General features: G+C 69.8%; 19 protein-coding genes and 1 pseudogene. 14 read left to right on the top strand and 6 right to left on the bottom strand.

Annotation, left to right across the window (positions count from 1 at the left end; translation table 11 throughout):
* Positions 1 to 2 precede the first annotated feature (2 nt).
* The 8 genes and pseudogenes from EPAKOI_RS02995 to EPAKOI_RS02960 all read left to right on the top strand — a co-directional run bounded on the left by EPAKOI_RS02995 (position 3) and on the right by EPAKOI_RS02960 (position 7,452).
* A complete protein-coding gene (locus tag EPAKOI_RS02995; protein WP_253699942.1) occupies positions 3 to 335 on the top strand; it encodes a hypothetical protein in 333 nt (110 codons plus the stop codon).
* Positions 336 to 372: 37 nt separating this feature from the next.
* Entirely contained in the window at positions 373 to 1,566 is a 1,194-nt protein-coding gene (locus EPAKOI_RS02990; RefSeq protein ID WP_124682247.1) for an AAA family ATPase, read from the top strand.
* A 21-nt stretch (positions 1,567 to 1,587) separates the two neighbouring features.
* The gene (locus EPAKOI_RS02985; protein WP_124682248.1) at positions 1,588 to 2,949 is read left to right on the top strand and encodes a CpaF family protein; all 1,362 of its coding nucleotides are present in this window, start codon (positions 1,588 to 1,590) and stop codon (positions 2,947 to 2,949) included.
* Between the two features lie 68 nt (positions 2,950 to 3,017).
* The gene (locus tag EPAKOI_RS02980) at positions 3,018 to 3,995 is read left to right on the top strand and encodes a type II secretion system F family protein (protein WP_423192923.1); all 978 of its coding nucleotides are present in this window, start codon (positions 3,018 to 3,020) and stop codon (positions 3,993 to 3,995) included.
* Positions 3,996 to 4,022: 27 nt separating this feature from the next.
* Positions 4,023 to 4,964, top strand: a complete 942-nt coding sequence (locus EPAKOI_RS02975; RefSeq protein ID WP_124682250.1) for a type II secretion system F family protein — start codon at positions 4,023 to 4,025, stop codon at positions 4,962 to 4,964.
* A gap of 19 nt (positions 4,965 to 4,983) precedes the next feature.
* Positions 4,984 to 5,427 carry a TadE/TadG family type IV pilus assembly protein gene (locus tag EPAKOI_RS02970; protein ID WP_313835527.1) on the top strand — a complete coding sequence of 148 codons (444 nt, stop codon included), beginning with the start codon at positions 4,984 to 4,986 and terminating at the stop codon, positions 5,425 to 5,427.
* 14 nt (positions 5,428 to 5,441) lie between these two features.
* Entirely contained in the window at positions 5,442 to 6,464 is a 1,023-nt protein-coding gene (locus EPAKOI_RS02965) for a TadG family pilus assembly protein (protein WP_124682252.1), read from the top strand.
* Between the two features lie 198 nt (positions 6,465 to 6,662).
* Positions 6,663 to 7,452, top strand: a pseudogene (locus EPAKOI_RS02960) (metallophosphoesterase).
* Positions 7,453 to 7,604: 152 nt separating this feature from the next.
* Here EPAKOI_RS02960 and groL read toward each other — a convergent pair.
* The 3 genes from groL to EPAKOI_RS02945 form a co-directional block, all read right to left on the bottom strand.
* Positions 7,605 to 9,248, bottom strand: a complete 1,644-nt coding sequence (gene groL, locus EPAKOI_RS02955) for a chaperonin GroEL (protein WP_124682254.1) — start codon at positions 9,246 to 9,248, stop codon at positions 7,605 to 7,607.
* Positions 9,249 to 9,337: 89 nt separating this feature from the next.
* Positions 9,338 to 9,628, bottom strand: coding sequence for a co-chaperone GroES (gene groES / locus EPAKOI_RS02950; protein ID WP_008644494.1), 291 nt, complete (start codon positions 9,626 to 9,628; stop codon positions 9,338 to 9,340).
* Positions 9,629 to 9,850: 222 nt separating this feature from the next.
* Positions 9,851 to 10,135, bottom strand: coding sequence for an ArsR family transcriptional regulator (locus EPAKOI_RS02945; RefSeq protein ID WP_124682255.1), 285 nt, complete (start codon positions 10,133 to 10,135; stop codon positions 9,851 to 9,853).
* Between the two features lie 175 nt (positions 10,136 to 10,310).
* Between EPAKOI_RS02945 and EPAKOI_RS02940 the strand changes: the two genes are divergently transcribed.
* Both EPAKOI_RS02940 and EPAKOI_RS02935 read left to right on the top strand, forming a co-directional pair.
* Positions 10,311 to 10,781, top strand: a complete 471-nt coding sequence (locus EPAKOI_RS02940) for a sigma factor-like helix-turn-helix DNA-binding protein (protein ID WP_423192922.1) — start codon at positions 10,311 to 10,313, stop codon at positions 10,779 to 10,781.
* A complete protein-coding gene (locus EPAKOI_RS02935; RefSeq protein ID WP_313835492.1) occupies positions 10,778 to 11,002 on the top strand; it encodes a zf-HC2 domain-containing protein in 225 nt (74 codons plus the stop codon). Before EPAKOI_RS02940 ends, EPAKOI_RS02935 begins: the two co-directional genes overlap by 4 nt.
* A 207-nt stretch (positions 11,003 to 11,209) precedes the next feature.
* On the opposite strand, the gene EPAKOI_RS02930 is transcribed toward EPAKOI_RS02935, so the two are convergent.
* The 3 genes from EPAKOI_RS02930 to EPAKOI_RS02920 form a co-directional block, all read right to left on the bottom strand.
* Positions 11,210 to 13,459, bottom strand: a complete 2,250-nt coding sequence (locus EPAKOI_RS02930; protein ID WP_124682258.1) for a xanthine dehydrogenase family protein molybdopterin-binding subunit — start codon at positions 13,457 to 13,459, stop codon at positions 11,210 to 11,212.
* A gap of 10 nt (positions 13,460 to 13,469) precedes the next feature.
* On the bottom strand, positions 13,470 to 13,937 hold the full coding sequence (locus tag EPAKOI_RS02925; protein WP_124682259.1) for a (2Fe-2S)-binding protein: 468 nt from the start codon (positions 13,935 to 13,937) through the stop codon (positions 13,470 to 13,472).
* Between the two features lie 164 nt (positions 13,938 to 14,101).
* Complete coding sequence (locus EPAKOI_RS02920) at positions 14,102 to 14,980, bottom strand: c-type cytochrome (protein WP_124682260.1); 879 nt, start codon at positions 14,978 to 14,980, stop codon at positions 14,102 to 14,104.
* Positions 14,981 to 15,524: 544 nt separating this feature from the next.
* Between EPAKOI_RS02920 and EPAKOI_RS02915 the strand changes: the two genes are divergently transcribed.
* From EPAKOI_RS02915 to EPAKOI_RS02900, 4 genes are all read left to right on the top strand, one after another.
* A complete protein-coding gene (locus EPAKOI_RS02915) occupies positions 15,525 to 18,668 on the top strand; it encodes a diguanylate cyclase (RefSeq protein ID WP_423192921.1) in 3,144 nt (1,047 codons plus the stop codon).
* A 330-nt stretch (positions 18,669 to 18,998) separates the two neighbouring features.
* A complete protein-coding gene (locus tag EPAKOI_RS02910) occupies positions 18,999 to 20,303 on the top strand; it encodes a dicarboxylate/amino acid:cation symporter (protein ID WP_124682262.1) in 1,305 nt (434 codons plus the stop codon).
* 250 nt (positions 20,304 to 20,553) lie between these two features.
* On the top strand, positions 20,554 to 22,452 hold the full coding sequence (locus EPAKOI_RS02905) for a sensor histidine kinase (protein WP_124682263.1): 1,899 nt from the start codon (positions 20,554 to 20,556) through the stop codon (positions 22,450 to 22,452).
* Positions 22,442 to 23,809, top strand: coding sequence for a sigma-54-dependent transcriptional regulator (locus EPAKOI_RS02900; RefSeq protein ID WP_423192920.1), 1,368 nt, complete (start codon positions 22,442 to 22,444; stop codon positions 23,807 to 23,809). Before EPAKOI_RS02905 ends, EPAKOI_RS02900 begins: the two co-directional genes overlap by 11 nt.
* Positions 23,810 to 23,949: the final 140 nt, after the last annotated feature.

Raw genomic sequence — 23,949 nt, 5'->3', positions numbered from 1 at the left:
TCATGTCCCAAGCCTTCGTGCCGGCGCCGCTGCGCCGCCCCCTCCTCCTCGCCGCCGTGCTGGCCATGGCGGCCGGCCTCACCGGCTGCATGTCGACGTCACCGGTCTACGACCAGCACTTCGGCGAATCGGTGCGCATCGTGCGGGCGATGCAGACGCTGAACCCCGACGCGCCGAACAACGCCGACCCCGGCATCAACGTCAACGCCCGGGCGTCCACGGCCGCGATGGACCGCTTCAACGGCCTGTACCAGGCGCCGCCGTCGGACGGCAATGCCTTCCGCATCGGCGTGGGTGCCGCGCAGGGCGGCGGCCTGTCCAACATGGGCCGCTAGCGCGCCGCCCCCAAACGTCAGCCTTCAGGAGCCGGCCATGGCCAAGATCGTCGCAGTCTCCGCCGATGACTCGCAACTGCAGCACGTTGCCGGGTTGATCGCCCAAAGCGCCAGCCACGTGGTGCAGCGCACGCTGGCCGCGCCCGGCGTGGCGCTGTCACAGCCGGGCCTGACGCTCGGCACCGACCTGCTGATCGTGGCCGCGCCCGACTTCAGCGCCGACGACATCGCGCAGCTTCGCCGCCTGCGCACCGAGGCGCCGGACACGCTCTGCATGCTGCTGACCGGCAACCCGTCGGCGGACCTGCTGATGCGCGCGATGCGGGCCGGCGTGCAGTGCGTGCTGCCGTGGCCGCCCGACGCGGCCGAGTTCCGCGACGAGCTGCAGCGCTGCACCAGCCACGCGCTCAGCGGTGGGCGCGCCGAGGGCCAGGTGCTGTCGTTCGTGTCGTGCAAGGGCGGCAGCGGCACCACGTTCCTGGCGGCCAACACGGCGCACATGCTGGCCACCCAGCACCGCAAGCACGTGCTGCTGCTGGACCTGAACCAGCAGTACGGCGACGCCGCGTTCGTGCTGACCGACCAGACGCCGCCCGCCACGCTGACCGACGTGTGCCGCCAGATCGACCGGCTCGACGCCGCGCTGCTCGATGCCTGCGTGACCCACGTGGGCCCCGGCTTCGACGTGGTGCCGGCCGCCGGCGACCCGGTCAAGGCCGGCGAGATCAAGGCCGCGCAGATCGAGCGGCTGCTTGACGTGGCGCGCCAGCAGTACGACGTGGTGGTGCTCGACGTGGGGCAGGACATCAACCCGATGTCGCTCGTCGTTCTGGACCACAGCAACCTGATCTACCCGGTGCTGCAGCCCAGCCTGTCGCACCTGCGCGCGGGGCGCCGGCTGCTGGACCTGTGCCATTCGCTCGGCTACCACACCGACCGCCTGCGCCTGGTGCTGAACCGGCAGGACAAGCACGCGCCGATCGACCCGCGCACGATGGAGAACGCCTTCGGCATGCGGTTCGCGCACCTGCTGCCCAACGACACGGCGCCCGTGCGCGAGGCCAGCAGCCAGGGGCTGCCGCTGCTGCAGGTGGCGCCCAAGGGCGCGCTGACGCGCGCGCTGCTGGCGCTGGCGGCCGACATCTATCCCGGGGCCGCGCCGCAGCGCGACGGCCTGTTGCGCAAGCTGTTCGGCCACGGCACGCAGGTGCCGGCCGCGGCGCGCGCCTGACCCGCACGCACGGAGACCATCATGTCCTTGCGAGAACAACTCTTCCAGCAGGCCGGCGAGGCCATGCCGCAGCGCGTGGCGCGTGCCAACGGCAACGGCGCGGTCAGCCCGGCCTACCAGCAACTGGCCATGGAGATCCACCAGACCATCGTCGACCGCGTGGAACTGAGCCGCCTGCAGCAGATGACGCCCGAGCAGGTGCGGCGCGAACTGGCCCAGGTGGTCGAGCGCATCGTCGACGAAGGCAACCATCCGCTCAACGAGGCCGAACGGCGCCGGCTGGTGTCCGACGTCCAGGACGAGATGCTGGGCTACGGCCCGCTGGAACCGCTGCTGGCCGACCCGACGATCTCCGACATCCTGGTCAACACGGCCCGGCGCGTCTACGTGGAGCGGCGCGGCAAGCTGGAGCTGACCGACATCACGTTCCTCGACGACGCCCACCTGCTGCGCGTGATCGAGAAGATGGTGTCGCGCATGGGCCGGCGCATCGACGAGTCGAGCCCGATGGTGGACGCCCGGCTGCCCGACGGCTCGCGCATCAACGCGATCATCCCGCCGTCGGCCATCGACGGCCCGCTGCTGTCGATCCGCCGCTTCGCGGTCAATCCGCTGCAGGTGAAGGACCTGGTGGAGCTGTCGACGCTGACCCCGCAGATGGCCCAGCTGCTGGAGGCCATGGTGCAGGCCAAGCTCAACGTGCTGATCTCCGGCGGCACGGGCAGCGGCAAGACCACGCTGCTGAACATCCTGTCCGGCTACATCCCGGCCGACGAGCGCATCGTGACCATCGAGGACGCCGCCGAGCTGCAGCTGCGCCAGGCCCACGTGCTGCGGCTGGAAACCCGGCCGCCCAACATCGAGGGCCGTGGCGAGATCACGCAGCGCGCGCTGGTCAAGAACGCGCTGCGGATGCGCCCGGACCGCATCATCCTGGGCGAAGTGCGCGGCGCCGAGGCGCTGGACATGCTCCACGCGATGAACACGGGCCACGAGGGCTCGCTGGCGACGATCCACGCCAACACGCCGCGCGACGCGCTGACGCGGCTGGAAAACATGATCAGCACGGCCGGGCTGAACCTGCCGATCCGCACCATGCGCCAGCAGATCACGTCGGCGCTGTCGGTGGTGGTGCAGGTGACGCGCCTGACCGACGGCCGGCGCAAGCTGGTCAGCGTCAGCGAGATCACCGGCATGGAGGGCGAGGTCGTCAACATGCAGGAAATCTTCACGTTCCGCCGCAAGGGCGTGGACCGCGACGGCCGCATCCGGGGCCACTTCTGCGCCACGGGCGTGCGCCCGAAGTTCTGCGAGCGCCTGCAGGCGTTCGGCATCCACCTGCCCGAGACGCTGTTCGATCCCTCGGCGATGCACGAGGTCTAGCGCGGCGGGGCCGGCACAAGAACAAGGAATCGGGGATACGGGGATACCGAGATACGGGGGAGCACATCATGAACGGGACGATGATCGGATTCGCGGTGTCGGTGTTCCTGGCCTGCGTGCTGGGCGCCGCCGGCGCGTGGCAGTGGTGGCACCAGACGCGCAGCCAGCGCGCGCGGCGCTTCAGCCATCGCGTGGAGGCGGCCATGCTCAACAGCGCCAGCCACGCGGCGGATGCCAGCATCCTCAAGCAGCGGGTGCTCAGCGATTCCCCGGAGATGGCGCAGCTGCTGCGCCGGCTGCCGCGCGTGGACAAGCTCGACCTGATGCTGCTGCAGTCGGGCCTGAACTGGTCTGTGGGCCGCCTGCTGGCGCTCTGCGCGATGGCCGGGCTGCTGGCCGTGGCGGGGCTGGTGCCGTTCCACCCGCCGTGGTTCGCGCTGGTGCCGCTGACCGCGTGCGCGGCGGCGCTGCCGCTGCTGTACCTGCTGCGCCGCCGCGCCCGGCGGCTGGCCACGCTGGAGGCCCAGCTACCCGAGGCGGCGGACCTGCTGGCGCGCGCGCTGCGGGCCGGCCACTCGCTGCCCAGCGCGCTGGACATGGCCGGGCAGGAGCTGCCCACGCCCATCGGCACGGAACTGGCGCTGGTGTTCGGCGAGATCAACTACGGCATCCCGCTGGCCGACGCGCTGGCCGGGCTGAACGACCGCGTGCCGCTGGAAGACCTGCGCTACCTGGTCATCGCGATCCTGATCCAGCGCGAATCGGGCGGCAACCTGGCCGAGATCCTGGACAACGTCGGCAGCCTGATCCGCAAGCGGCTGCAGCTCATGGACAAGATCCGCGTGCTGTCGGCCGAAGGGCGGCTTGGCGGCTGGATCCTGACCGCGCTGCCGGTCATCGTCGGCGGCATCGTGTACCAGATCAACCCGGACCTGATGGCCACGCTCTGGACCGACCCGGCCGGCATCAAGATGCTCTGGTACGCCGTGGCGATGACGTGCGTGGGCATCGTCTGGATGCGCCAGATCGTGCGCATCCACGTCTGACGCCCTTCACCCCAAGCGAGGCCCATCATGCCTACATCCACGATCCTCCTGCTGGCCGCCACGTTCGTCATCGTGTTCGGCGTGTCCTGCGTGGCGATGGTGCTGCTGCGGCCCGGCGCCGTGGACCGGCGCGTCAGCCAGATCCGCCGCGAAACCCCGGGCGTGGCCGAGCCCGACGACGCCCGCGCATGGCTGCGCCAGGTGGAGCGGCTGGCCAAGCCGCTCGCGCGGCTGTCGGTGCCGCGCGAGGGCTGGGAAAACTCCGCGCTGCGCACGCGCTTCATCCACGCCGGCTGGCGCCAGGCCGAAGCCATCCCGCTCTACTTCGCGATCAAGACCGTGCTCGCGTTCGGGCTGCCGCTGGCGCTCTGGCTCGCGCTGTCCGGCCAGCTCGACGCCGAGGCCCACGCCCGGCTGCCGGTGCTGCTGTTCCTGGTGGCGCTGACCGGCTTCTACCTGCCCGACGTGGTGCTGCGCCAGAAGGTGAAGCGCCGCCAGCGCGAGATCTTCGAATCGTTCCCGGACAGCCTGGACCTGATCATGGTCTGCGTGGAAGCGGGCCTGGGGCTGGACGCCGCGATCCTGCGCGTGGTGGAGGAAATGCGCAACGCGCGCCCGGCCATGGCCGAGGAATACGAACTGCTGACGCTGGAACTGCGCGCCGGGCTGCCGCGCGAGAAAGCCATGCGCAACCTGGCCGCCCGCACCGGCGTGGACGACGTGAGCATGCTGGTGGCGATGCTGATCCAGTCGGACCGCTTTGGCACCAGCGTGGCCGATTCGCTGCGCGTGCATTCGGACATGCTCCGCACCAAGCGCCACATGCTGGCCGAGGAGCGCGCGGCCAAGATCGGCACCAAGATCCTGTTCCCGCTGATCTTCTGCATCTTCCCGTCGCTGTTCGTGGTGCTGCTGGGCCCGGCGGCCATCCAGGTCGTGGCGGCGCTGCAGAGCGTGGCCAACAACTAGCCCTTCCGAGGAGACCATCATGCGCGCACGTCCTGCCCCTTCCCGCTGCCGCCGCCCGCGCCGCGCGGCCGGCACCGCCGCGGTGGAGTTCGCCCTTGTCTTCCCGCTGCTGATGTTCATCGTGTTCGGCGTGATCGAGTTCGGCACCGCCCTCTACGACAAGGCCGTGATTACCAACGCCAGCCGCGAGGCCGCGCGCGCCGGCGTGGTGCTGAAGTCCCCGCCCATGACCAGCACGCAGATCAAGGCCGTGGCCGCCAGCTACTGCCAGAACAAGCTGGTCACCTACGGCGCGGCGGCCACGTGCACCTACCCCGGCACGGTCACCGCCTGCGCCACGAGCGGCAACCCGCTGACGGTGCAGGTTTCCTACACGTTCAACGGCCTGCTGCTGGGGGCGATCATCCGCCCGTTCACGGGGCCGCTGACGATCAACGCGTCCACGACGATGCTGTGCGAATAGCCCGGAGGCATGCCATGAGACTTCACCGCCCCGATCCCCGCCGCCAGCGCGGCGCCGTCGGCATCATGATGCCGATGCTGATGATCTCGATCCTGTCCGTCGGCGCCGTCGCCATCGACGTGGCCCAGCTTGTGGTGGCGCGCAACGAGATCCAGAACGCCGCCGACGCCGCCGCGCTGGCCGGCGCCGCGGGCCTGTACCCGGCCAACCCCACGCCGCAGTGGTCGGCCGGCGTCACCAAGGGCACCAACGCGATCTCGCTGAACAAGGTGGGCGGCACCACCCTGGCCAACGGCACGGTACAGGCCGGCTACTGGAACCTGACCGGCACGCCGGCCGGGCTGCAGGCGCAGACCATCACGCCCGGCAGCAACGACGTGGCCGCCGTGCAGGTGACGATCACGCGCGGCCCCGGCAACAACGGCGGCCCGGTCACGATGCTGCTGGCGCAGGTCTTTGGCGGCACCGCGGCCAGCACGTCGGCCACGGCCGTGGCGGTCATCGCCGCGCCGGGCACGGTCAACAACGGCGGGCTGTTCCCGGTGGCGCTGAGCCAGTGCCTGTACGACTACTACTGGGACAAGGCGACCAACCTGCCGAAGATCGACCCGGCCACCGGCAAGGCGTACGTGTTCCGCATCGGGTCGGCATACCACTACGGCGTGTGCGAATCGGGCCAGTGGACGACGTTCACGTCGACCGACAACAGCGCCACGGCCACGCGCGACCTGATCGAGGGCGGCAACCCGGCGCCGGTGTCGATCGGGGACCAGATCTGGATGCAGGACGGCACCAAGACGTCGAACTACGGCTATGTTGGCGTCGGCCAGGACTACGTGATGCCGGTGACCTCGAACCTGTCGCCGGGGCAGCTGGGGCCGGTCACGGCATTCGCCGGCTTCCACATCACGGCCTCGGTGGGCGGCAGCGGCAAGTACATCGAGGGCTACTTCATCCCCAACGTCAAGGTGACGGCCGGCGGCGGGGGCGTGGGGCCGTACTACGGGGCCTACGTTCCACCAAGGCTGGCCAGGTAACCCCCGTTTGGAGCCAATGGCCGATCCAGGCGCTCCCCAGGGGCGCGTACGCTCGCCAAGGCGTGATTGGCCCCTCGCGGCACGTTTCCATGACGGGTCGGCGAGGTCCCCCTTGGCTCCTTTTAGCGGCCCGGTCTTGACCGGGCCGTCTTTTTTTCGAAGAATCGACCGCAGTCCATCCCACCCCACGGGGGCCCAATGAAGCTGCGCATCCTCAGCGACATCCACCTGGAACACAACACGCCCGACGCGGTGCCCGGCTGCGACGCCGACGTCGTCATCCTGGCCGGCGACATCGCCAACGGGCGCGACGGCATCGACTGGGCCGCCCGCACGTTCGACGTGCCCGTGCTGTACGTGCCCGGCAACCACGAGTACTACGAAAGCGCGTTCGACCCGGTCGACCGGCTGATGGCCGAGGGCGCCGCGGCGTCTGGCAACGTGACGCTGCTCAACGGCGCGGTGGCCGAGTTCAGCGGCGCGCAGGGCGGGCCGGTGCGCGTGATCGGCACCACGTGGTGGACCGACTACGCGCTGTACGGCGAGAACCGCATCGACGAGGCCATGGCGGCCTGCGCGAAGGTCATGGTCGACCACCGGCTGATCGCCACCGCCGGCGACGACGGCCAGCCGCGCCCGTTCACCCCCCGCCGACGCGCTGGCCCGCCATCGCGCCGCCACCGCGTGGCTGGCCGAGGAACTGGCCCGCCCGTTCGACGGCAAGACCGTGATCGTCACCCACCACGGCCCCGACCTGGGTAGCCTCGACGCGCGCTACGCCCACGACATCGTGTCCGCCGGCTTCCTGTCACGCCGCCCGGACCTCGTGGCCCAGGCCGACCTCTGGGTCCACGGCCACACCCACACGAGCTTCGACTACTGGATCGACGACACCCGCGTGGTCTGCAACCCGCGCGGCTACATCTCGCGCCGCCGCAGCCAGCCGGAGAACCCGGTGTTCGACTGGGGGAAGGTGGCGGTGGTTTGACGTGCATTTCCTGCTCCCCTCTCCCGCCGAACGGGAGCGGGGAGCCAACCAGCAGGCAAATAATCTCCGCCAAAAACCAAAAACCCCCAAGGGCTCGCACCCTTGGGGGTTTCCTGACAGTCAGGCCGTCGGGCCTGGCAGTCCGGCGCGATTTACATCATGCCGTCCATGCCGCCCATGCCGCCCATGCCGCCCGGCATTGCCGGAGCCGACTCTTCCTTCGGCGTTTCGGCCACGGCGCAGTCGGTCGTCAGCATCAGCGACGCCACCGAAGCGGCGTTCTGCAGCGCGGTGCGGGTCACCTTGGTCGGGTCCAGCACGCCCATTTCCACCAGGTCGCCGTACTCGCCCGAAGCAGCGTTGTAACCGTAGTTACCCTTGCCTTCGATGACCTTGGCCACCACGACCGAAGCCTCTTCACCGGCGTTCAGCACGATCTGGCGCAGCGGCTCTTCCATGGCGCGCAGCACGATCTTGATACCGGCGTTCTGGTCGGCGTTGTCGCCTTGCAGACCCGAGATGGCGGCGCGGGCGCGCAGCAGGGCCACACCACCGCCGGGGACGATACCCTCTTCCACGGCAGCGCGGGTGGCGTGCAGCGCGTCTTCCACGCGTGCCTTCTTTTCCTTCATTTCGACTTCGGTGGCAGCGCCAACCTTGATCACGGCAACACCGCCGGCCAGCTTGGCCACGCGCTCTTGCAGCTTCTCGCGGTCGTAGTCCGAGGTGGCTTCCTCGATCTGGGCGCGGATCTGCTTGACGCGGCCTTCAATCGCCGAAGCGTCGCCGGCGCCGTCGATGATGATGGTGTTTTCCTTGCCGATCTCGATGCGCTTGGCCTGGCCCAGGTCCTGCAGCGTGGCCTTTTCCAGCGTCAGGCCCACTTCCTCGGCGATCACCGTGCCGCCCGTCAGGATGGCGATGTCTTCCAGCATGGCCTTGCGGCGGTCGCCGAAGCCCGGAGCCTTGACGGCGGCGGTCTTCAGGATGCCACGGATGTTGTTCACCACCAGCGTGGCCAGGGCTTCGCCTTCCACGTCTTCAGCGATGATCAGCAGCGGGCGGCCGGCCTTGGCCACTTGCTCCAGCACCGGCAGCAGGTCGCGGATGTTGCTGACCTTCTTGTCGAACAGCAGGACGAACGGGTTGTCCAGGGCAACAACCTGCTTTTCCGGGTTGTTGATGAAGTACGGCGACAGGTAGCCGCGGTCGAACTGCATGCCTTCCACGACTTCCAGCTCGTCGGCCAGCGACTTGCCGTCTTCCACGGTGATCACGCCTTCCTTGCCGACCTTGTCCATGGCTTCGGCAATGCGCTCGCCGATCGAGGCGTCGCTGTTGGCCGAGATGGCGCCAACCTGGGCGATTTCCTTGCTGGTCGTGGTCGGCTTGCTCAGCTTCTTCAGCTCTTCCACGGCCGAGGCCACGGCCTTGTCGATACCGCGCTTCAGGTCCATCGGGTTCATGCCGGCGGCCACGAACTTCATGCCTTCGCGGACGATCGACTGGGCCAGCACGGTTGCGGTGGTGGTACCGTCACCGGCGTTGTCGCTGGTCTTGGAAGCCACTTCCTTGACCATCTGGGCGCCCATGTTCTGCAGCTTGTCCTTCAGCTCGATTTCCTTGGCCACGGACACGCCGTCCTTGGTCACGGTCGGGCCGCCGAAGCTGCGCTCCAGCACCACGTTGCGGCCCTTCGGGCCCAGGGTCACCTTGACTGCGTTGGCGAGGATGTTCACGCCTTCGACCATCTTGGCACGTGCGGCGTCGCCGAACACTACGTCTTTTGCTGCCATGTTCTCAATCTCCGAATCTGGGATGACCGTCCCGCGGTCATGGTGGGGACGGTCAGGGAATCTGGTGTGTTGCGGTCAGGCGGGTCGTCTTACTTGTTGACGACGGCCATGATGTCTTCTTCGCGCATGACCAGCAGTTCCTGGCCATCCACCTTCACGCCCTGGCCGGCATACTTGCCGAACAGCACGCGGTCACCCACCTTCACGTCGAGGGCAATGTTGTTGCCCTTGTCATCCTTCTTGCCCGGGCCGATGGCGAGCACTTCGCCTTGGTCCGGCTTTTCGGCTGCATTGTCGGGAATCACGATGCCGGACGCGGTCTTGGTTTCGTTGTCCAGACGCTTCACGATCACACGGTCGTGCAGAGGACGCAGGTTCATACGGACTCCTAGATACAAAAAGTGAGTTTCTAATCACAAATGGCCGTTGTCGGCAACGGCCAGGGGTTGGTACCGCAGGGGATGCTAACAGGTTGTTAGCACTCTCCCCCAGCGAGTGCTAATTATAGGGACGGGGTATTTCGATTTCAAGACGAGGGCTGAATGGGGGTTTTCCCGAAGGGCGATGGCGGGAGCCCTGGGCCGGCAAGGGGAAAGGGGCGGCTAGTTCAGGCCGCTGCGGTCCACGTAGTCCAGCGCCTCGCGCACGGCCCGGCGGGCCTTGAGCACGTAGCAGACCTCACGGTCGCGGATGGCCAGCGCCAGCACCTCGGCCTGCACCATTTCCTGGAAATGATGGGCCGCGCGGCGCAGCGTGACGCCCGATGCCTTGGCCAGCACCACGGCCGGCAGGCCGTCGTCGCCTGCCTCCAGCAGCGCGCGGCAGATGGCGGCACGGGCCGGCACCGTCAGCAGTGCGAGGGTCAGGGTGCTTTCCTGCGTTTCCATGGTGTCCGCCTGATAGAGATGGGGCTGGCCGATCATGCCAGCGGCCATCGTACGCTGAAACGGCCGTGCGCTGCCGCACGACCCGGCGCGAGAAAACCCTAGCATCGCACGGCGCGGCACGCGGCATAGAATCTGCGAGTCGGCCGGACCCCCCGGCCCCACGGAGGGACCCCGCATGCGCTCCCCGTTCGACACCCGGGTGCTGCCCCATCTGGATGCCGCCTATAACTATGCGCGCTGGCTGTGCGGCAGCGACGCCGACGCCGCGCGCGTCACCGAGGCCGCCGTGCTGGCCGCCCGGCCCCTGGCCGACAGCCTGCCACCGGGCGATGCCCGCGCCTGGCTGCTGGCGATCGTGCGCCGCACCTGGTCGCAGGACGCCCCGGCATCGCCCGACACCCTGCCCGCCCCGCCCGACCGCCGCGCCACGTGGCCGGCGGGCGACATCGCCGGCATCGACGCCGCGCTGGCCCGGTTGCCCGTCGGCTATCGGGAAGTGCTGGTGCTGCGCGACGTGGAGGCGCTGCATTACCGCGACATCGCCCAGATCGCCGGCATCGCCCCGGCCACGGTCATGACCCGGCTGGAGGCCGCCCGGCAAATGCTGGCAACCACGGTGGCCATGCTCGGCAAGGAGGCAGCATGAACTGCAAGGAAGCGATGACCCTGCTGGAAGCCACGGCCGACGGCGAAGTGGGCGGCGCGGACAGCGTCCGGCTGGAGCGGCACCTGGAGGATTGCGACACCTGCCTGGCCGCGCTGGGCCAGCTGCAGGCCGTCCACACCGCGGTCCGGCGCGGCGCGACGTACTACACGGCGCCGGCAGCGCTGCGGGAGCGGATCACGGGGATGGTTGGGGAGGGGTGAAGGGCGCGCGACTTGCGGCCCTGCTGCCATGCCCTAGCGCTGTCAGACCGACACCCGCCACGGGTTGCTCCCCTCTCCCGCCCGGCGGGAGAGGGGCCGGGGGTGAGGGCGTTGAGGTTCAAGCTGCGACATGTCGCAATTTGCACCGCCGGCCCTCACCCCTAACCCCTCTCCCGCGCGCGGGAGAGGGGAATCTCACGGTGCCGCTCAACCCACCACAAACGGCAACTGCCGCTGGCGCTTGCCCGTCAGGCGGAACAGCGCGTTGGCCACGGCCGGGGCGATGGTTGGCGTGCCCGGTTCGCCCAGCCCGGTGGGGTTGTCGTTGGACGGCACGAAGAACACGTCGACGACCGGTGCGTCTGGCATGCGCGGCGGCGGGTAGTCGGGGAAGTTGCTGTTCTTGACCACGCCGTTTTCCATCTCGATGGCAAAGCCCGGCCGGGTCATCGACAGCCCGAACACGCAGCCGCCCTGGATCTGCGCCTCGGCGGTCAGCGGGTTGACCACGCGGTTGGCGTGCACGCCGGCCGTCACGCGGTGCACGCGCGGCTCGCCCTTCACCACCGACACGTCCACCACGTACGCCACCACCGAGCCGAACGACTCGTGCACGGCCACGCCCCAGGCATGGCCCCTGGGCAGCTTCTTCCTGCCGTAGCCCGACTTGTCGACGGCCAGTTGCAGCGCGGCGCGGTGGCGCGCGTGCTTCTTCTCGTCGAGCCGTGCCAGGCGCCAGGCCACCGGGTCCTGCTTTGCCGCCACCGCCATCTCGTCGGCCAGCGTCTCCTTGACGAACGCGGTGTGCGTATTGCCGACCGAGCGCCACCAGAGCACCGGCACGTCCACCTTGGGATGGTGCACGTGCAGTTGCAGCGGCAGGTCGTAGTCGTTCTCGACGATGCCTTCGGTCATCGTGGCGTCCACGCCGTTCTTGACCATCATCGGCTCGAACGGCGTGCCGCTGATGATCGACTGGCCGACGATGGTGTGCTGCCAGCCCACCACCTTGCCCTGGGCGTCCACGCCGATGCGCGCGCGATGCACGTGCAGCGGACGGTAGTAGCCGCCCTTGATGTCGTCCTCGCGGCTCCAGATCACCTTGAGCGGCCCGGTATGGCCCTTGGCCACCCAGGCGCGCAGCACGTTGGCCGCTTCCACCAGGTAGTCGGCGGTGGGCACCGCGCGGCGGCCAAACCCGCCGCCCGCCATCATCGTGTTCAGCGTGACCTTCTCCGGCGCCAGCTGCAGCGTGCGCGCGATGGCGGCCTGGTCGATGGTCTGGAATTGCGAGCCCACCCACACCTTGACGGCCGACACCTTGCCGCCCGACACCTCGGGCTGCAGCGTGCAGTTCAGCGGCTCCATCGGCGCGTGGGCCAGGTACGGCACGCGGTACTCGGCCTCGATCACCTTTGCCGCGCCCGACAGCGCCGTGTCGATGCTGCCGCCTTCGAGCGGCCGGGCGACGATGCCGGGCTGGGCAGCCAGTTTGCTGTACTGGTCGAACAGCGCGGCCGTGCTGACCGTGGAACCGGTGTCTTCCCAGACGATCTCCAGCGCCTCGCGCGCGGTCTTGGCCGGCCAGTAGCCGTTGGCCACCACGGCCACGCCGGAGCCGCCGCGATCCACGTCCACCTGCATCACCTCGGCCACGCCCTTCACCTGGCGGGCCTTGTCGGCATTGAACGACTTGACCTTGCCGCCAAAGCGCGGCGGACGGGCCACCACGGCCACGGCCATGCCCTTCAGCTGGACGTCCATGCCGAACACCGGGTCGCCGTGCAGCTTCGACGCGGCGTCCAGCCGCGGCGTGGGCTTGCCGACGATGCGGAACTGGGCCGGGTCCTTGAGCCGCACCTGCGCCGGCACGGGCTGGCTCATCGCCGCCTGCGCCAGTTCGCCATAGGTGGCGCGGTGGCTGCCCGACGTGACCACGCCCATCGACGCGCTGCAGCTTGCCGGATCCACTTCCCACTGGCGCGCCGCCGCCGCGATCAGCATGGCACGCGCCCGCGCGCCCAGTTCGCGGTACTGCTCGAACGAATGGTTCAGCGCCGTGGAGCCGCCGGTCATCTGGATGCCGAACGCCGGGTCCTTGTACGCGTCGCCGGCCGGCGCCAGGATCGCGCGCACGTTCTTCCAGTCGACGTCCAGCTCCTCGGCCAGCGCCATCGGCAGCGCCGTCTGCACGCCCTGGCCGAATTCCAGCCGGTTCACGGCGATGGTCACCGTGTTGTCCGGCGCGATGGTCAGGAACGCCTGCGGCGGCGACGCCGGCCGGGCGGCCTGCTGTGCCTGCGCGGCGTCCACGCCGGCAATGCCCAGCGCAAACCCGCCGCCGGCCAGGCCGGACAGCTTCAGGAACCCGCGCCGGCTCAGTGTGCCCGGTGCGTCCGCTTGTGCCACGGGCGCGCCGCTGCCGCCCGCCAGGGCCTCGATGCCTCGAATTCGCATGACAGCCCCCTCAAGCCTTGACGGCGATGGTGCGCGCGGCATCGTGGATGGCCGCGCGGATCCGTTGATAGGTGCCGCAGCGGCAGACGTTGCCGGCCATGGCCTGGTCGATGTCGGCATCGGTCGGCCGCGGCTTGCTGCGCAGCAGCCCCACGGCGCTCATGACCTGCCCGTTCTGGCAGTAGCCGCACTGCGCCACGTCATGCTTGAGCCAGGCCGCGAGCACAGCCTTGCCGACCTTGTCGTTGCCCATGTTCTCGATCGTGTCGATCTTGCTGCCGGCCGTGGCCGAGATCGGCATCACGCAGCTCCGCGTAGCGGTGCCGTTGATGTGGACGGTGCAGGCGCCGCACGCGGCCATGCCGCAGCCGAACTTGGTACCGGTCATGCCGAGGTTGTCGCGCAAGGCCCACAGCAGTGGCGTGGACGGATCGGCGTCCACCTCCACGGTCTTGCCGTTGAGGGTGAGGGTGGTCATGTTGGGGGACTCCTTGGGTGCTTGGCCCATTGATTGTTCGCGTGTCGCGCCGGGCTGATGGCGGCAAACGGTCCCTGGCCACCCGGCGAACCCGGGGAGCATAGTAGAAATCTGAAAACTTTGCGCAGCCGCGCTCACACGGGCCGCGCGCACCAGGAGGGGGATTATTTCTGGGTGAGGAACAGATAGAGCGCCTGCAGGTCGGTGTCGTTCATCTTGGCGAAAGCGCTGAACGGCATCACGCGGCTGACGTCGGTGCCATCGGGCCGCTTGCCGGTGCGCATCATGGTCACGAACTGGCCGGCCTGCGGGTACGCCTTCATGGCGCCGCCCGGCTGCAGGTTGGCCGCCGACGGCCAGTCCGGCGGCGCGCCGGGGATATGGCCGCCGCGCAGGTCCGCGCCGTGGCAGCCCTTGCACGAATTGGCCACGTAGGCGCCGTATTGGGTGGTCACCGCCGCGGCCACCGGCGCGGCCGGCGGCAGGGTGTGGTCGATCTTCTGCGCCGCGTCCTGAATCACGCCCGCGCCGTACATGCCCTGCAGGTACCACGGGAAATGCACCTCGCCGCGCCGGCCCGGGCCGGGCGGCAGGCTCTGGACATAGGCCACCAGCGCGGCAAAGTCGTCGTTGGACAGCCGGTTGTAGTCCTCGCTGGGCATCACCAGCAGCGGCCGGCCCGACGGCGCCACGCCGTGCCGGATGGCGCGGTCCCAGTCAGCCGGCTGGTAGGCCGCCATGTCCGGATTGGCGCGGGTCAGGTCCGGGGCGAACACCCGGAAACCGTTGGCCTCGTCGAACACCTGCTTGCCCGTGCCCCGCGCGCCGTGGCAGTCGGCGCAGCCGCGCGACTCATAGAGATAGCGGCCATGGGCGATGGCGCCCGCGTCGGTCGGTATCGGCACCGGCTGCACCGCCACGTCCACCTTGCGCACGAGCTTGCGCCCGCCCCACCAGTACGTACTGCCCACGGCCAGCACCACGAAGATGATGAAGGCGGCCAGCGCCGAGCTGGCAATGCGGAAGAATCGCCTGACGTCCATGAGTGCCCTCCGGGGAGCGTCGAACCAGGATGCGCAAACCGCGCCGCCCGATTGAATCGGCCCGGCGCCCTGCCTTCCGTGCGCGATCGTACAGAACCTGGGGCCGCCCGGCCACTTCCAGCGCGGCCCACCGCGTTCCCATACCAGATTGCCGCGCCCGGCGCCAGCCCCAACAGAGCCATGCAGTCGCCCCTATCTCCCCGGTCGGATTCCGCCTGGCGCGACTAAAGTGCCACCCACGCTGGGCACGGTGCGGCCATCGCATCCGCGCCGGCATGGCATTCGGCGCCCCACGCGCCAAGGGAATCCCGAAACAGATGACGCCTGACACGGCCGCACCCGTCCTACCCTCCCCGCCCCCCGGCTACCGGCCGCGGGCGCCCGCTGCTGCTGGCGGCGGCGGGTTACTTCGTCCTGGCCCTGGTCGGCCTGTGGCTGGCCCGCATCCCCGGTCACGCCGCCGCCGTGTGGACGGCCAACGCGTTCGGCCTGGGCCTGCTGCTGCACCGCCCCCGCCGCGAGGCCCCCGCGCTGCTGGGGGGTCATGCTGGCCGCCAACATCGCGGCGGACATGCTGGGCGCCGGCCACCCGCCGGGCGCCGCGCTGCTGCTGTCCATCGCCAACCTTGCCGAGCTGGCCGGTTCGGCGCTGCTGGTGCGCAGCATGGTCGGCCACCATGCGATGGCGCGCTCGGGCCAGCTGGCCACGTTCGCGCTGACGCTGGGCATCGCGTCCACGGTGGGCCCGGCGCTGAGCGGCCTGCTGGGCGCCTGGGTGATCTCGGCGCAGTACGGCACGGCGTTCCCCAAGGTCTGGTGGAACTGGTGGAACGCGGGCGCCATCGGCATGGTGCTGCTGTTGCCGCTGATGGTGTCGATCTCGCGCGAGCGCGTGCGCGCCACCCGCCAGCGGCCGATGCTGGCGCGGCTGACCGGGCTCTACACGCTGTGCGTGGCCATTGGCGCCGGCGCGCTGCAGGCCGGGCACGACCCGTTCGTGGTGATGTCGCTGCCGCTGGTGATCGTCGCGCTGGCCAGCAACCCGTTTGCCACGGCGCTGCTGACGCTGCTGGCCGCCGTGGCCGCCGAATGCATCGGGCTGGTGTCGGGCATGGAATTCCTGGCGTCGCGGTCGGTGCCGCTGTCGGGCGCGCTGGTGATGGTCTTTCCGGTCTGCATCGCGTTCATGACCGAACAGAACCGCAAGGGCCGGCTGGAACTGCGCAGCAGCGAGCGGCGCTTCCGGCAGGCGCTGGAGCACTCGGCCATCGGCATGGCGCTGGTGGGCATGGACGGCCGCTGGCTCGTGGTCAACCACGCGCTGACCGACCAGCTTGGCTACACCGCCGACGAACTGCGCGACCTGCCGTTCCAGCTCATGACCCACCCCGACGACCTGGCCGCCGACCTGCGCAAGGTGGAGCAGCTGCTGGCCGGCGAGATCGATTCGTACCGGATGGAAAAGCGCTACCGGCACAAGGACGGCCACTACCGCTGGACGCTGCTGGCCGTGTCGCTGGACCGCGACGACGACACGGGCCGCCCCAACCACTTCATCGCCCAGGTGGAAGACATCCACGCCCGCAAGCTGGCGCAGGAACAGCTCGAACAGCTCACGCGCCGCACCCAGCTTGCCGTGGAGGCAGGTGGCGTGGGCATCTGGGAATGGGATTTCTCGCAGGCGGCCATCACCTGGGACACCCGTATGCACGCGCTGCACGGCACCCCGCCGGAACTGGGCCCGCCCACGCTGGCGCAGTGGATCGCGATGGTCCACCCCGAGGACGTGAGCCGCGTGAGCACCGAGATGCGCCAGGCCATCCGCGGCGTGCGGCGCTTTGACACCGAATACCGCGTGGTGCGGCCCACGGGCGAGATCCGCCACGTGCGCGCCATGGCCACCATCTCGCGCCACGAGGACGACACCACGCGCGCGCTGGTGGGCACCAACTGGGACATCACCGAGCAGCGCAGCCTGCACCGCGCGCTGTTCGAGGAAAAGGAACGGCTGCACATCACGCTGCGCTCCATCGGCGACGCCGTGATCTGCACGGACCGCGTCATGCGCGTGACGTTCATGAACCCGATCGCCGAGCAGCTGACCGGCTGGAGCATGGACGCCGCGATGGGCCAGCCGCTGGAACAGGTGTTCCGCATCGTCGACGAGGACACCGACCTGACCATCCCGAGCCCGGTGGAGCAGTGCCTGGAAACGCTGCGCCCGGCCTACCTGCAGGAAGGCGCCGTGCTGCAGAGCCTGACCGGCGAGCGCCACGACGTGCAGGATTCGGCCGCGCCGGTGCTGGCCAACGACGGCAGCGTGCTGGGCGCGGTGCTGGTGTTCCAGGACATCACCACGTCGCGCGCGCTGCAGCGCGAACTGGCCCACTCGGCCACGCACGACGCGCTGACCGGCCTGCCCAACCGCGCCTGGTTCGAGAAGCGGCTGCGCGAGTCGTGCGAGCAGGCGCGCGCGCAGGGCCATCGCGCGGCGCTCTGCTTCATCGACCTGGACCGCTTCAAGATCGTCAACGACACGGCCGGCCACGGCGCCGGCGACGTGCTGCTGCGCGAGCTGGGCTACGTGATCCGCCACCAGGTACGGCCCGACGACCTGCTGGCGCGGCTGGGCGGCGACGAATTCGCGCTGCTGCTCAAGGACTGCAGCGTCGACCACGCCGAGCAGGTCTGCCAGAAGGTCATCGACGCCGTGCGCGAGCGCCGCTTTCCGTGGGACGGCCGCGTCTACGACGTGGGCGCCAGCATCGGCATCGCGGCCATCGACGCCGACGTGCCGCCCGTGAGTGAACTGATGAGCCGCGCCGACGTGGCCTGCTACGCCGCCAAGGCGGCCGGCCGCAACCGCGTGTCGGTCTATCGCCGCGACGAGAGCGACGCCCGGCGCCACCACCGCGAGCTGGAAGTGGCCGCCGGCATCCACTCGGCGCTGGAAGCCAACCGCTTCCGGCTCTACGCGCAGGAAATCCGCTCGCTGCGCCCGGGCCAGGACGACTCGCGCCACGTGGAGATCCTGGTGCGCATGGTCGACGAGCAGGGCACGCTGATCATGCCCGGCGCGTTCATCCCGGCCGCCGAGCGCTACGACCTGATGGGCCACATCGACCGCTGGGTGATCCGCAACGTGCTGCAGCAGTACGGCACCCGGCTGGCCGGCGTGCCGGGGCTGTCGGTGTCGATCAACCTGTCGGCCAACTCGCTGGGCGAGCCGTTCCTGCTGCCGTTCCTGCACGCCGCGCTGGAAGACTCGGCGCTGCCGGCCAGCCGCATCCGCCTGGAAATCACCGAGACGGCGCTGATCAACAACATGACCGCCGCCGCCCGCGTGGTGGCCGACATGCGCAGCGCCGGCTGCACCGTGGCGCTGGACGACTTCGGCTCCGGGCTGTCGTCGTTCTCGTACCTGAAGCAGTTTCCGGTCGACTACCTCAAGATCGACGGCAGCTTCATCCGCAACCTGGCCCGCAACGCCGTGGACCGCGAGATCGTCAGCTCGATCAACGACATCGGCCACCGCCTGGGCGTGCGCACCGTGGCCGAATGGGTGGAAGACGAAGGCACGCTGCACACGCTGCGCGCCATCGGCGTGGACTACGCCCAGGGCTACGCCATCGGCAAGCCGATGCCGCTGGAGGCATTCCTGGATACCTGCGAGAGCGCGGAGGCGTAGTTCGTCGGCCCGCCGGGGGTTGCTCCGCTCTGCCGCAACGCGGGAGGCGGAGCAAACCGACGGAAGCCCAAGCGCCTGCCCCATCTCCCCGCCCTCCCCGCCCGTTCGGATTCCCGAACACCCCTTCCCCGCCCCGGTTCGGCTTCCCGAACACCCCGTCCGCCGCACCCCAGAAAATCCCTTTGTATTCACGGCCTTACACCTGTATCCAGGCGCGAACAGGCTGGCACGGGACGTGCACACATGGCGCCGCCCCATGGGCAAGGCCGCCGGGACGTTGCCATAAGTGACGCCCGGTGCGCGTACAGGACAAAGGAGGAAGAACCCACGATGACAAAACGACTGCCAACCCTGATCTTCGTAGCGATGCTGCTTGGCGTGCTGGCCGGCACGGCCGCGCACAACATGGCGCCAGACGCGGCCGCCGCGAAGGCGATTGCCGACAAGCTGTCGATCCTGACCGACGTGTTCCTGCGGATGATCAAGATGATCATCGGCCCGCTGGTGTTCGCCACGCTGGTGTCCGGCATTGCCAGCATGGGCGACGGCAAGACCGTTGGCCGGATCGGCCTGAAGGCGATGGCGTGGTTCATGGCGGCGTCCATCACGTCGCTGCTGCTGGGCCTGGCGATGGCCAACCTGCTGGCCCCGGGCCACGGCATGAACCTGCCGCTGCCGGCCGCCGACGCCGCGTCGAACCTGAAGACCGGCGCGCTGAACCTGCGCGACTTCGTGGCGCACATGTTCCCGAAGAGCTTCGTCGAGGCCATGGCCACCAACGAGGTGCTGCAGATCGTGGTGTTCTCGCTGTTCTTCGGCTTTGCGCTGGGCACGCTCAAGGACGGCGTGGGCAAGCCCGTGCTGGCCGGCATCGACGGCCTGGGCCACATCATGCTCAAGGTGACCAACTACGTGATGGCGTTCGCCCCGGTGGGCGTGTTCGGCGCCGTGGCGGCCGTGATCACGTCGCAGGGCCTGGGCGTGCTGGTGGTCTACGCCAAGCTGCTGGGCAGCGTGTATGCCGCGCTGGCGCTGCTGTGGATCGCGCTGATCGCCGGGGGCTACTACTTCCTGGGCCGCGACATCTTCAAGCTGATCCGCCAGCTGCGCGCGCCGCTGATGATCGGCTTTGCCACGGCCAGCAGCGAATCGGCCTACCCGAAGGTGATCGACCAGTTGAGCCGCTTTGGCGTCAAGAGCCGCATCACCAATTTCGTGCTGCCGCTGGGCTACTCGTTCAACCTGGACGGGTCGATCATGTACACGTCGTTCGCCGCGCTGTTCGTGGCGCAGGTGTACGGCATCGAGCTGTCGCTGTCGCAGCAGATCACGATGCTGCTGGTGCTGCTGGTGACCAGCAAGGGCATTGCCGGCGTGCCGCGCGCATCGCTGGTGGTGGTGGCCGCCGTGCTGCCGATGTTCGGCCTGCCCGAGGCCGGCATCCTGCTGGTGCTGGGCATCGACCACGTCCTGGACATGGGCCGCACCGTGACCAATGTCCTGGGCAATGCCATTGCCACGACCGTTGTCGCCAAAAGCGAGAACGCGATTGGCGCGCCGGAGCTGGCGGACGAGGATGACACCTCGGCCGCCGATACCGGCCTGACACCCGTTCAGGCCATGGCCAGCAAGTAAGCTGACCCAGGCGTGCCAGGGGCCCGGCTGCCGATCAGGCTGCCGGGCCTTTTTGCGTCTGGCGCGCGCGGACGGGGCCGCGCACCGCACCACCCGAACGGGGGAGCCGCCGGGCCCGGTTTGGGGTGGCCGCAGGCGCGGCTGTGGTAAAACGTCGCCTTGCCGATGGCGTCGGCGGCCCGCGATGGCAATTTCGACCACGCGAACTGCCTGATACGCCACCTCGCAGCCTCCGCATTCCCGAATCCGCATGATTTTGTCCCCCTCCGACGGTCTCCAGGCGTCTCCGGCCACGTCCGCGTGGCGCCGCGCCGCGCCCCTCATCGCCCTGCTGATGCTGGCCGTGCTGGTGGCGGTGGCCGGCTGGCTGGGCTACCGCTACACCTACGACGCCGCGCTGGCCCGCCAGGCCGAGCGCGGCCAGGTGCAGATGCGCCTGTACGCGCAGGCGCTGGAGAGCGAACTGGCGCGCTACGACTACGTGCCGAGCCTGCTGTCGCTGGACGCCCGCATCGACGCCCTGCTGCGCCAGCCGGCGTCCGCCACGCGCGTGGCCGATGCCAACGCCTACCTGGCCGCGCTGAACGGCCGCGCCGGCACGCGGGTCATCTACCTGCTCGACGCCCGCGGCAAGGTGCTGGCCACCAGCAACTACCAGCGCCCGGACAGCTACCTGGGCGAGGACCTGAGCTTCCGGCCCTACTTCCGCGCCGCCATCGAGGGCCAGCTTGGCCGCTTCTACGGCGTGGGCACCACGCGCAGCGAATCGGGCTACTACCTGTCGGCGCCGCTGGGCGACCGCGACCGCCCGGTGGGCGTGGCCGTGGTCAAGATCGGCCTGGAGCCGCTGGAAAACCGCTGGCAGGGCAACGACAGCCAGATGCTGCTGGCCGACGAGAACGGCGTGGTGATCCTGGCGTCCGACCCGTCGTGGAAGCTGGCCGCGCTGCGGCCGCTCAGCAGCGACCAGCGCAGCCGGCTGGACCGCAGCCTGCAGTACAACCGCGCGCCGCTGCCGCAACTGGCGCTGACCACCGTGCGGCCGCTGGCCAACGGCCCCGCGCAGGGCGGCGACGCACTGGTGCGGCTGCGCCAGGGTCCGCCGATGCTGGCCCAGCACCTGGCGCTGCCGGGCACCGACTGGGACCTGACGCTGCTGACCAATACGTCGCAGGCGCGCGTGGCGGCGCTGAACAGTGCCGCGCTGGCCGGCGTGCTCACCGCCTTCGTGCTGCTGCTGGGCGCCGCGTGGAACGTGCGGCGCCGGATCATCGGCGAACGGCTGGCCGCGCGCGCCGCGCTGGAGGCCGCCAACAGCGAACTGGAACGCAAGGTGGCCGAGCGCACCGCCGATCTTTCCGCCACCAACCAGCAACTGCAGGCCGAAGTGGCCGAACGCATCCGCACGGAGGCCAACCTGCGCCAGGCGCAGGACGGGCTGCTGCAGGCCGGCAAGCTCGCCGCGGTGGGCCAGATGTCGGCCGGCATCGCGCACGAACTGAACCAGCCGCTGGCCGCGCTGCGCACGCTGTCCGGCAACGCGGGCAAGTTCATCGCGCACGGCGACTACGCCACCGCGCAGGGCAACCTTGAACGGATCATCAGCCTGGTCGAGCGCATGGGCCGCATTACCGGCGCGCTGAAGTCGTTCGCGCGCAATCCGGCGCCGGCGCAGCGCCAGTCGGCCCGGCTGGTGGAGGCCGTGGACAACGCGCTGTTCCTGCTGGAAACGCGCGTGGCGGCCGTGGCGCCGCGCATCGAGCGCGACATCGACCCGCACCTGGCCGTGGCCTGCGACCCGAACCGGCTGGAGCAGGTGCTGGTGAACCTGATCGGCAACGCGCTGGACGCGATGAAGGACAGCGCCAGCCCGGCGCTGTGGCTGCATGCGTATGCGTCGGGCGGCATGGTCCACCTGACCGTGCGCGACAACGGCCCGGGACTGTCCGAGGCGGCGTTCGCCAAACTGTTCGAGCCGTTCTTCACGACCAAGCCGGCTGGCGAGGGGCTGGGGCTGGGGCTGACGCTGTCGGCCGGCATCCTGAGCGAGAACGGCGGCGCGCTGACCGCCAGCAATCATCCCGACGGCGGCGCCTGCTTCACGGTGGCGCTGCCGCACGCACGCGAGGAGCGCCGCCATGTCGGCTGAACCGATCGACACGCTGGACGCCGCCGGCACGCCGGCCCCGCTGACGGTGCTGATCGTCGAGGACGACGCCGACGTGCGGCTGGGCTGCGAACAGGCGCTGCGGCTCGAAGGCATCGCCACGCTCGCCGTTGCCAGCGCCGAGGCCGCGCTGCGCGCGGTGCAGGCCGGCTTTGCGGGCATCGTGGTCAGCGACATCCACCTGCCCGGCGCCGATGGCATGGCGCTCTTGCGCGAGCTGGGCACGCGCGACGCGGCGCTGCCCGTGATCATGATCACCGGCCATGGCGACGTCACGCTGGCGGTGCAGGCGATGAAGCAGGGCGCCTACGATTTCCTGGAGAAGCCGTTCTCGCCCGAGCGGCTGGTGGCCACGTGCCGCCGCGCGCTGGACAAGCGCCGGCTGGCGCTGGAAGTGGCGGAACTGCGTGCCCGCCTGGCGGGGCGCGAGGGGCTGGCGGCGCGGCTGATCGGCCATTCGCCGGCCATCGAGCGGCTGCGCCAGATGATTGCCGGCATTGGCGACACCGCCGCCAACGTGCTAATCCACGGCGAGACCGGCACCGGCAAGGAACTGGTGGCGCGCTGCCTGCACGAGGCCAGCGGCCGGCGCGCGCGGCATTTCGTGCCGATCAACTGCGGCGGCCTGCCCGAGCAGTTGTTCGAATCGGAAATCTTCGGCCACGAGGCCGGCGCGTTCACGGGCGCGGCCAAGCGCCGCATCGGCAAGATCGAGCATGCGGAAGGCGGCACGCTGTTCCTGGACGAGATCGAGAGCATGCCGATGCCGATGCAGATCAAGCTGCTGCGCGTGCTGCAGGAGCGCGTGGTGGAGCGGCTGGGGTCCAACCAGCCGGTGCCGGTCAACACGCGCGTGGTGGCGGCCACCAAGGCCGACCTGCGCGCGCTGGCCGACGCGGGCCAGTTCCGCGCCGACCTGTACTACCGGCTCAACGTGGTCACGCTGGAGCTGCCGCCGCTGCGCGAGCGCCGCGAGGACGTGCCGCTGCTGTTCGAACACTTCGTGGCGCAGGCCGCGCTGCGGTTCGAGCGCGAGGCGCTGCCGGCCTCGTCCGCGGAAATGGCGTCGCTAGTGGCCTACCCGTGGCCCGGCAACGTGCGCGAGCTGCGCAACGTGGCCGAGCGCCACGTGCTGGGGCTGGGGTGCGATCCCGCCAACGGCGTCACGGCACCGGCCGCGCTGCCCCTGGCGCAGGCCGTGGAGCAGTTCGAGCGCGCGCTGGTGGCCGATGCGCTGCGCCGCCACGCCGGCAGCCTCACGCGCGCGGCCGAGGCACTGGGCGTGGCCAAGACCACGCTGTTCGACAAGGTGCGCAAGTACGGCCTGGCGGCGGGGTGATCGGCGGGGTGATGATGGGCACGCGGCACGTGTGCAAGTGCAATACCCCGCATGCAAATGTGTCAAATGTATATGACGCGGGAACCGGCACGCGAGGCGCAGGGTCTGTGATCGGGTACAAGACGCGGGCGGCATTCATG

It is taken from the genome of Cupriavidus sp. H18C2, from assembly GCF_049393795.1.
Classification (GTDB): Bacteria; Pseudomonadota; Gammaproteobacteria; order Burkholderiales; family Burkholderiaceae; genus Cupriavidus; species Cupriavidus pauculus_C.
The sequence above is the reverse complement of the archived record's forward strand: the minus strand, read 5'-3'. Positions and strand labels throughout refer to the sequence as shown.

Coding starts and splice junctions, on each gene's coding strand:
- EPAKOI_RS02995 (WP_253699942.1), top strand. CDS start 3: ATGTCCCAAGCCTTCGTGCCGGCGCCGCTGCGCCGCCCCCTCCTCCTC.
- EPAKOI_RS02990 (WP_124682247.1), top strand. CDS start 373: ATGGCCAAGATCGTCGCAGTCTCCGCCGATGACTCGCAACTGCAGCAC.
- EPAKOI_RS02985 (WP_124682248.1), top strand. CDS start 1,588: ATGTCCTTGCGAGAACAACTCTTCCAGCAGGCCGGCGAGGCCATGCCG.
- EPAKOI_RS02980 (WP_423192923.1), top strand. CDS start 3,018: ATGAACGGGACGATGATCGGATTCGCGGTGTCGGTGTTCCTGGCCTGC.
- EPAKOI_RS02975 (WP_124682250.1), top strand. CDS start 4,023: ATGCCTACATCCACGATCCTCCTGCTGGCCGCCACGTTCGTCATCGTG.
- EPAKOI_RS02970 (WP_313835527.1), top strand. CDS start 4,984: ATGCGCGCACGTCCTGCCCCTTCCCGCTGCCGCCGCCCGCGCCGCGCG.
- EPAKOI_RS02965 (WP_124682252.1), top strand. CDS start 5,442: ATGAGACTTCACCGCCCCGATCCCCGCCGCCAGCGCGGCGCCGTCGGC.
- groL (WP_124682254.1), bottom strand. CDS start 9,248: ATGGCAGCAAAAGACGTAGTGTTCGGCGACGCCGCACGTGCCAAGATG.
- groES (WP_008644494.1), bottom strand. CDS start 9,628: ATGAACCTGCGTCCTCTGCACGACCGTGTGATCGTGAAGCGTCTGGAC.
- EPAKOI_RS02945 (WP_124682255.1), bottom strand. CDS start 10,135: ATGGAAACGCAGGAAAGCACCCTGACCCTCGCACTGCTGACGGTGCCG.
- EPAKOI_RS02940 (WP_423192922.1), top strand. CDS start 10,311: ATGCGCTCCCCGTTCGACACCCGGGTGCTGCCCCATCTGGATGCCGCC.
- EPAKOI_RS02935 (WP_313835492.1), top strand. CDS start 10,778: ATGAACTGCAAGGAAGCGATGACCCTGCTGGAAGCCACGGCCGACGGC.
- EPAKOI_RS02930 (WP_124682258.1), bottom strand. CDS start 13,459: ATGCGAATTCGAGGCATCGAGGCCCTGGCGGGCGGCAGCGGCGCGCCC.
- EPAKOI_RS02925 (WP_124682259.1), bottom strand. CDS start 13,937: ATGACCACCCTCACCCTCAACGGCAAGACCGTGGAGGTGGACGCCGAT.
- EPAKOI_RS02920 (WP_124682260.1), bottom strand. CDS start 14,980: ATGGACGTCAGGCGATTCTTCCGCATTGCCAGCTCGGCGCTGGCCGCC.
- EPAKOI_RS02915 (WP_423192921.1), top strand. CDS start 15,525: ATGCTGGCCGCCAACATCGCGGCGGACATGCTGGGCGCCGGCCACCCG.
- EPAKOI_RS02910 (WP_124682262.1), top strand. CDS start 18,999: ATGACAAAACGACTGCCAACCCTGATCTTCGTAGCGATGCTGCTTGGC.
- EPAKOI_RS02905 (WP_124682263.1), top strand. CDS start 20,554: ATGATTTTGTCCCCCTCCGACGGTCTCCAGGCGTCTCCGGCCACGTCC.
- EPAKOI_RS02900 (WP_423192920.1), top strand. CDS start 22,442: ATGTCGGCTGAACCGATCGACACGCTGGACGCCGCCGGCACGCCGGCC.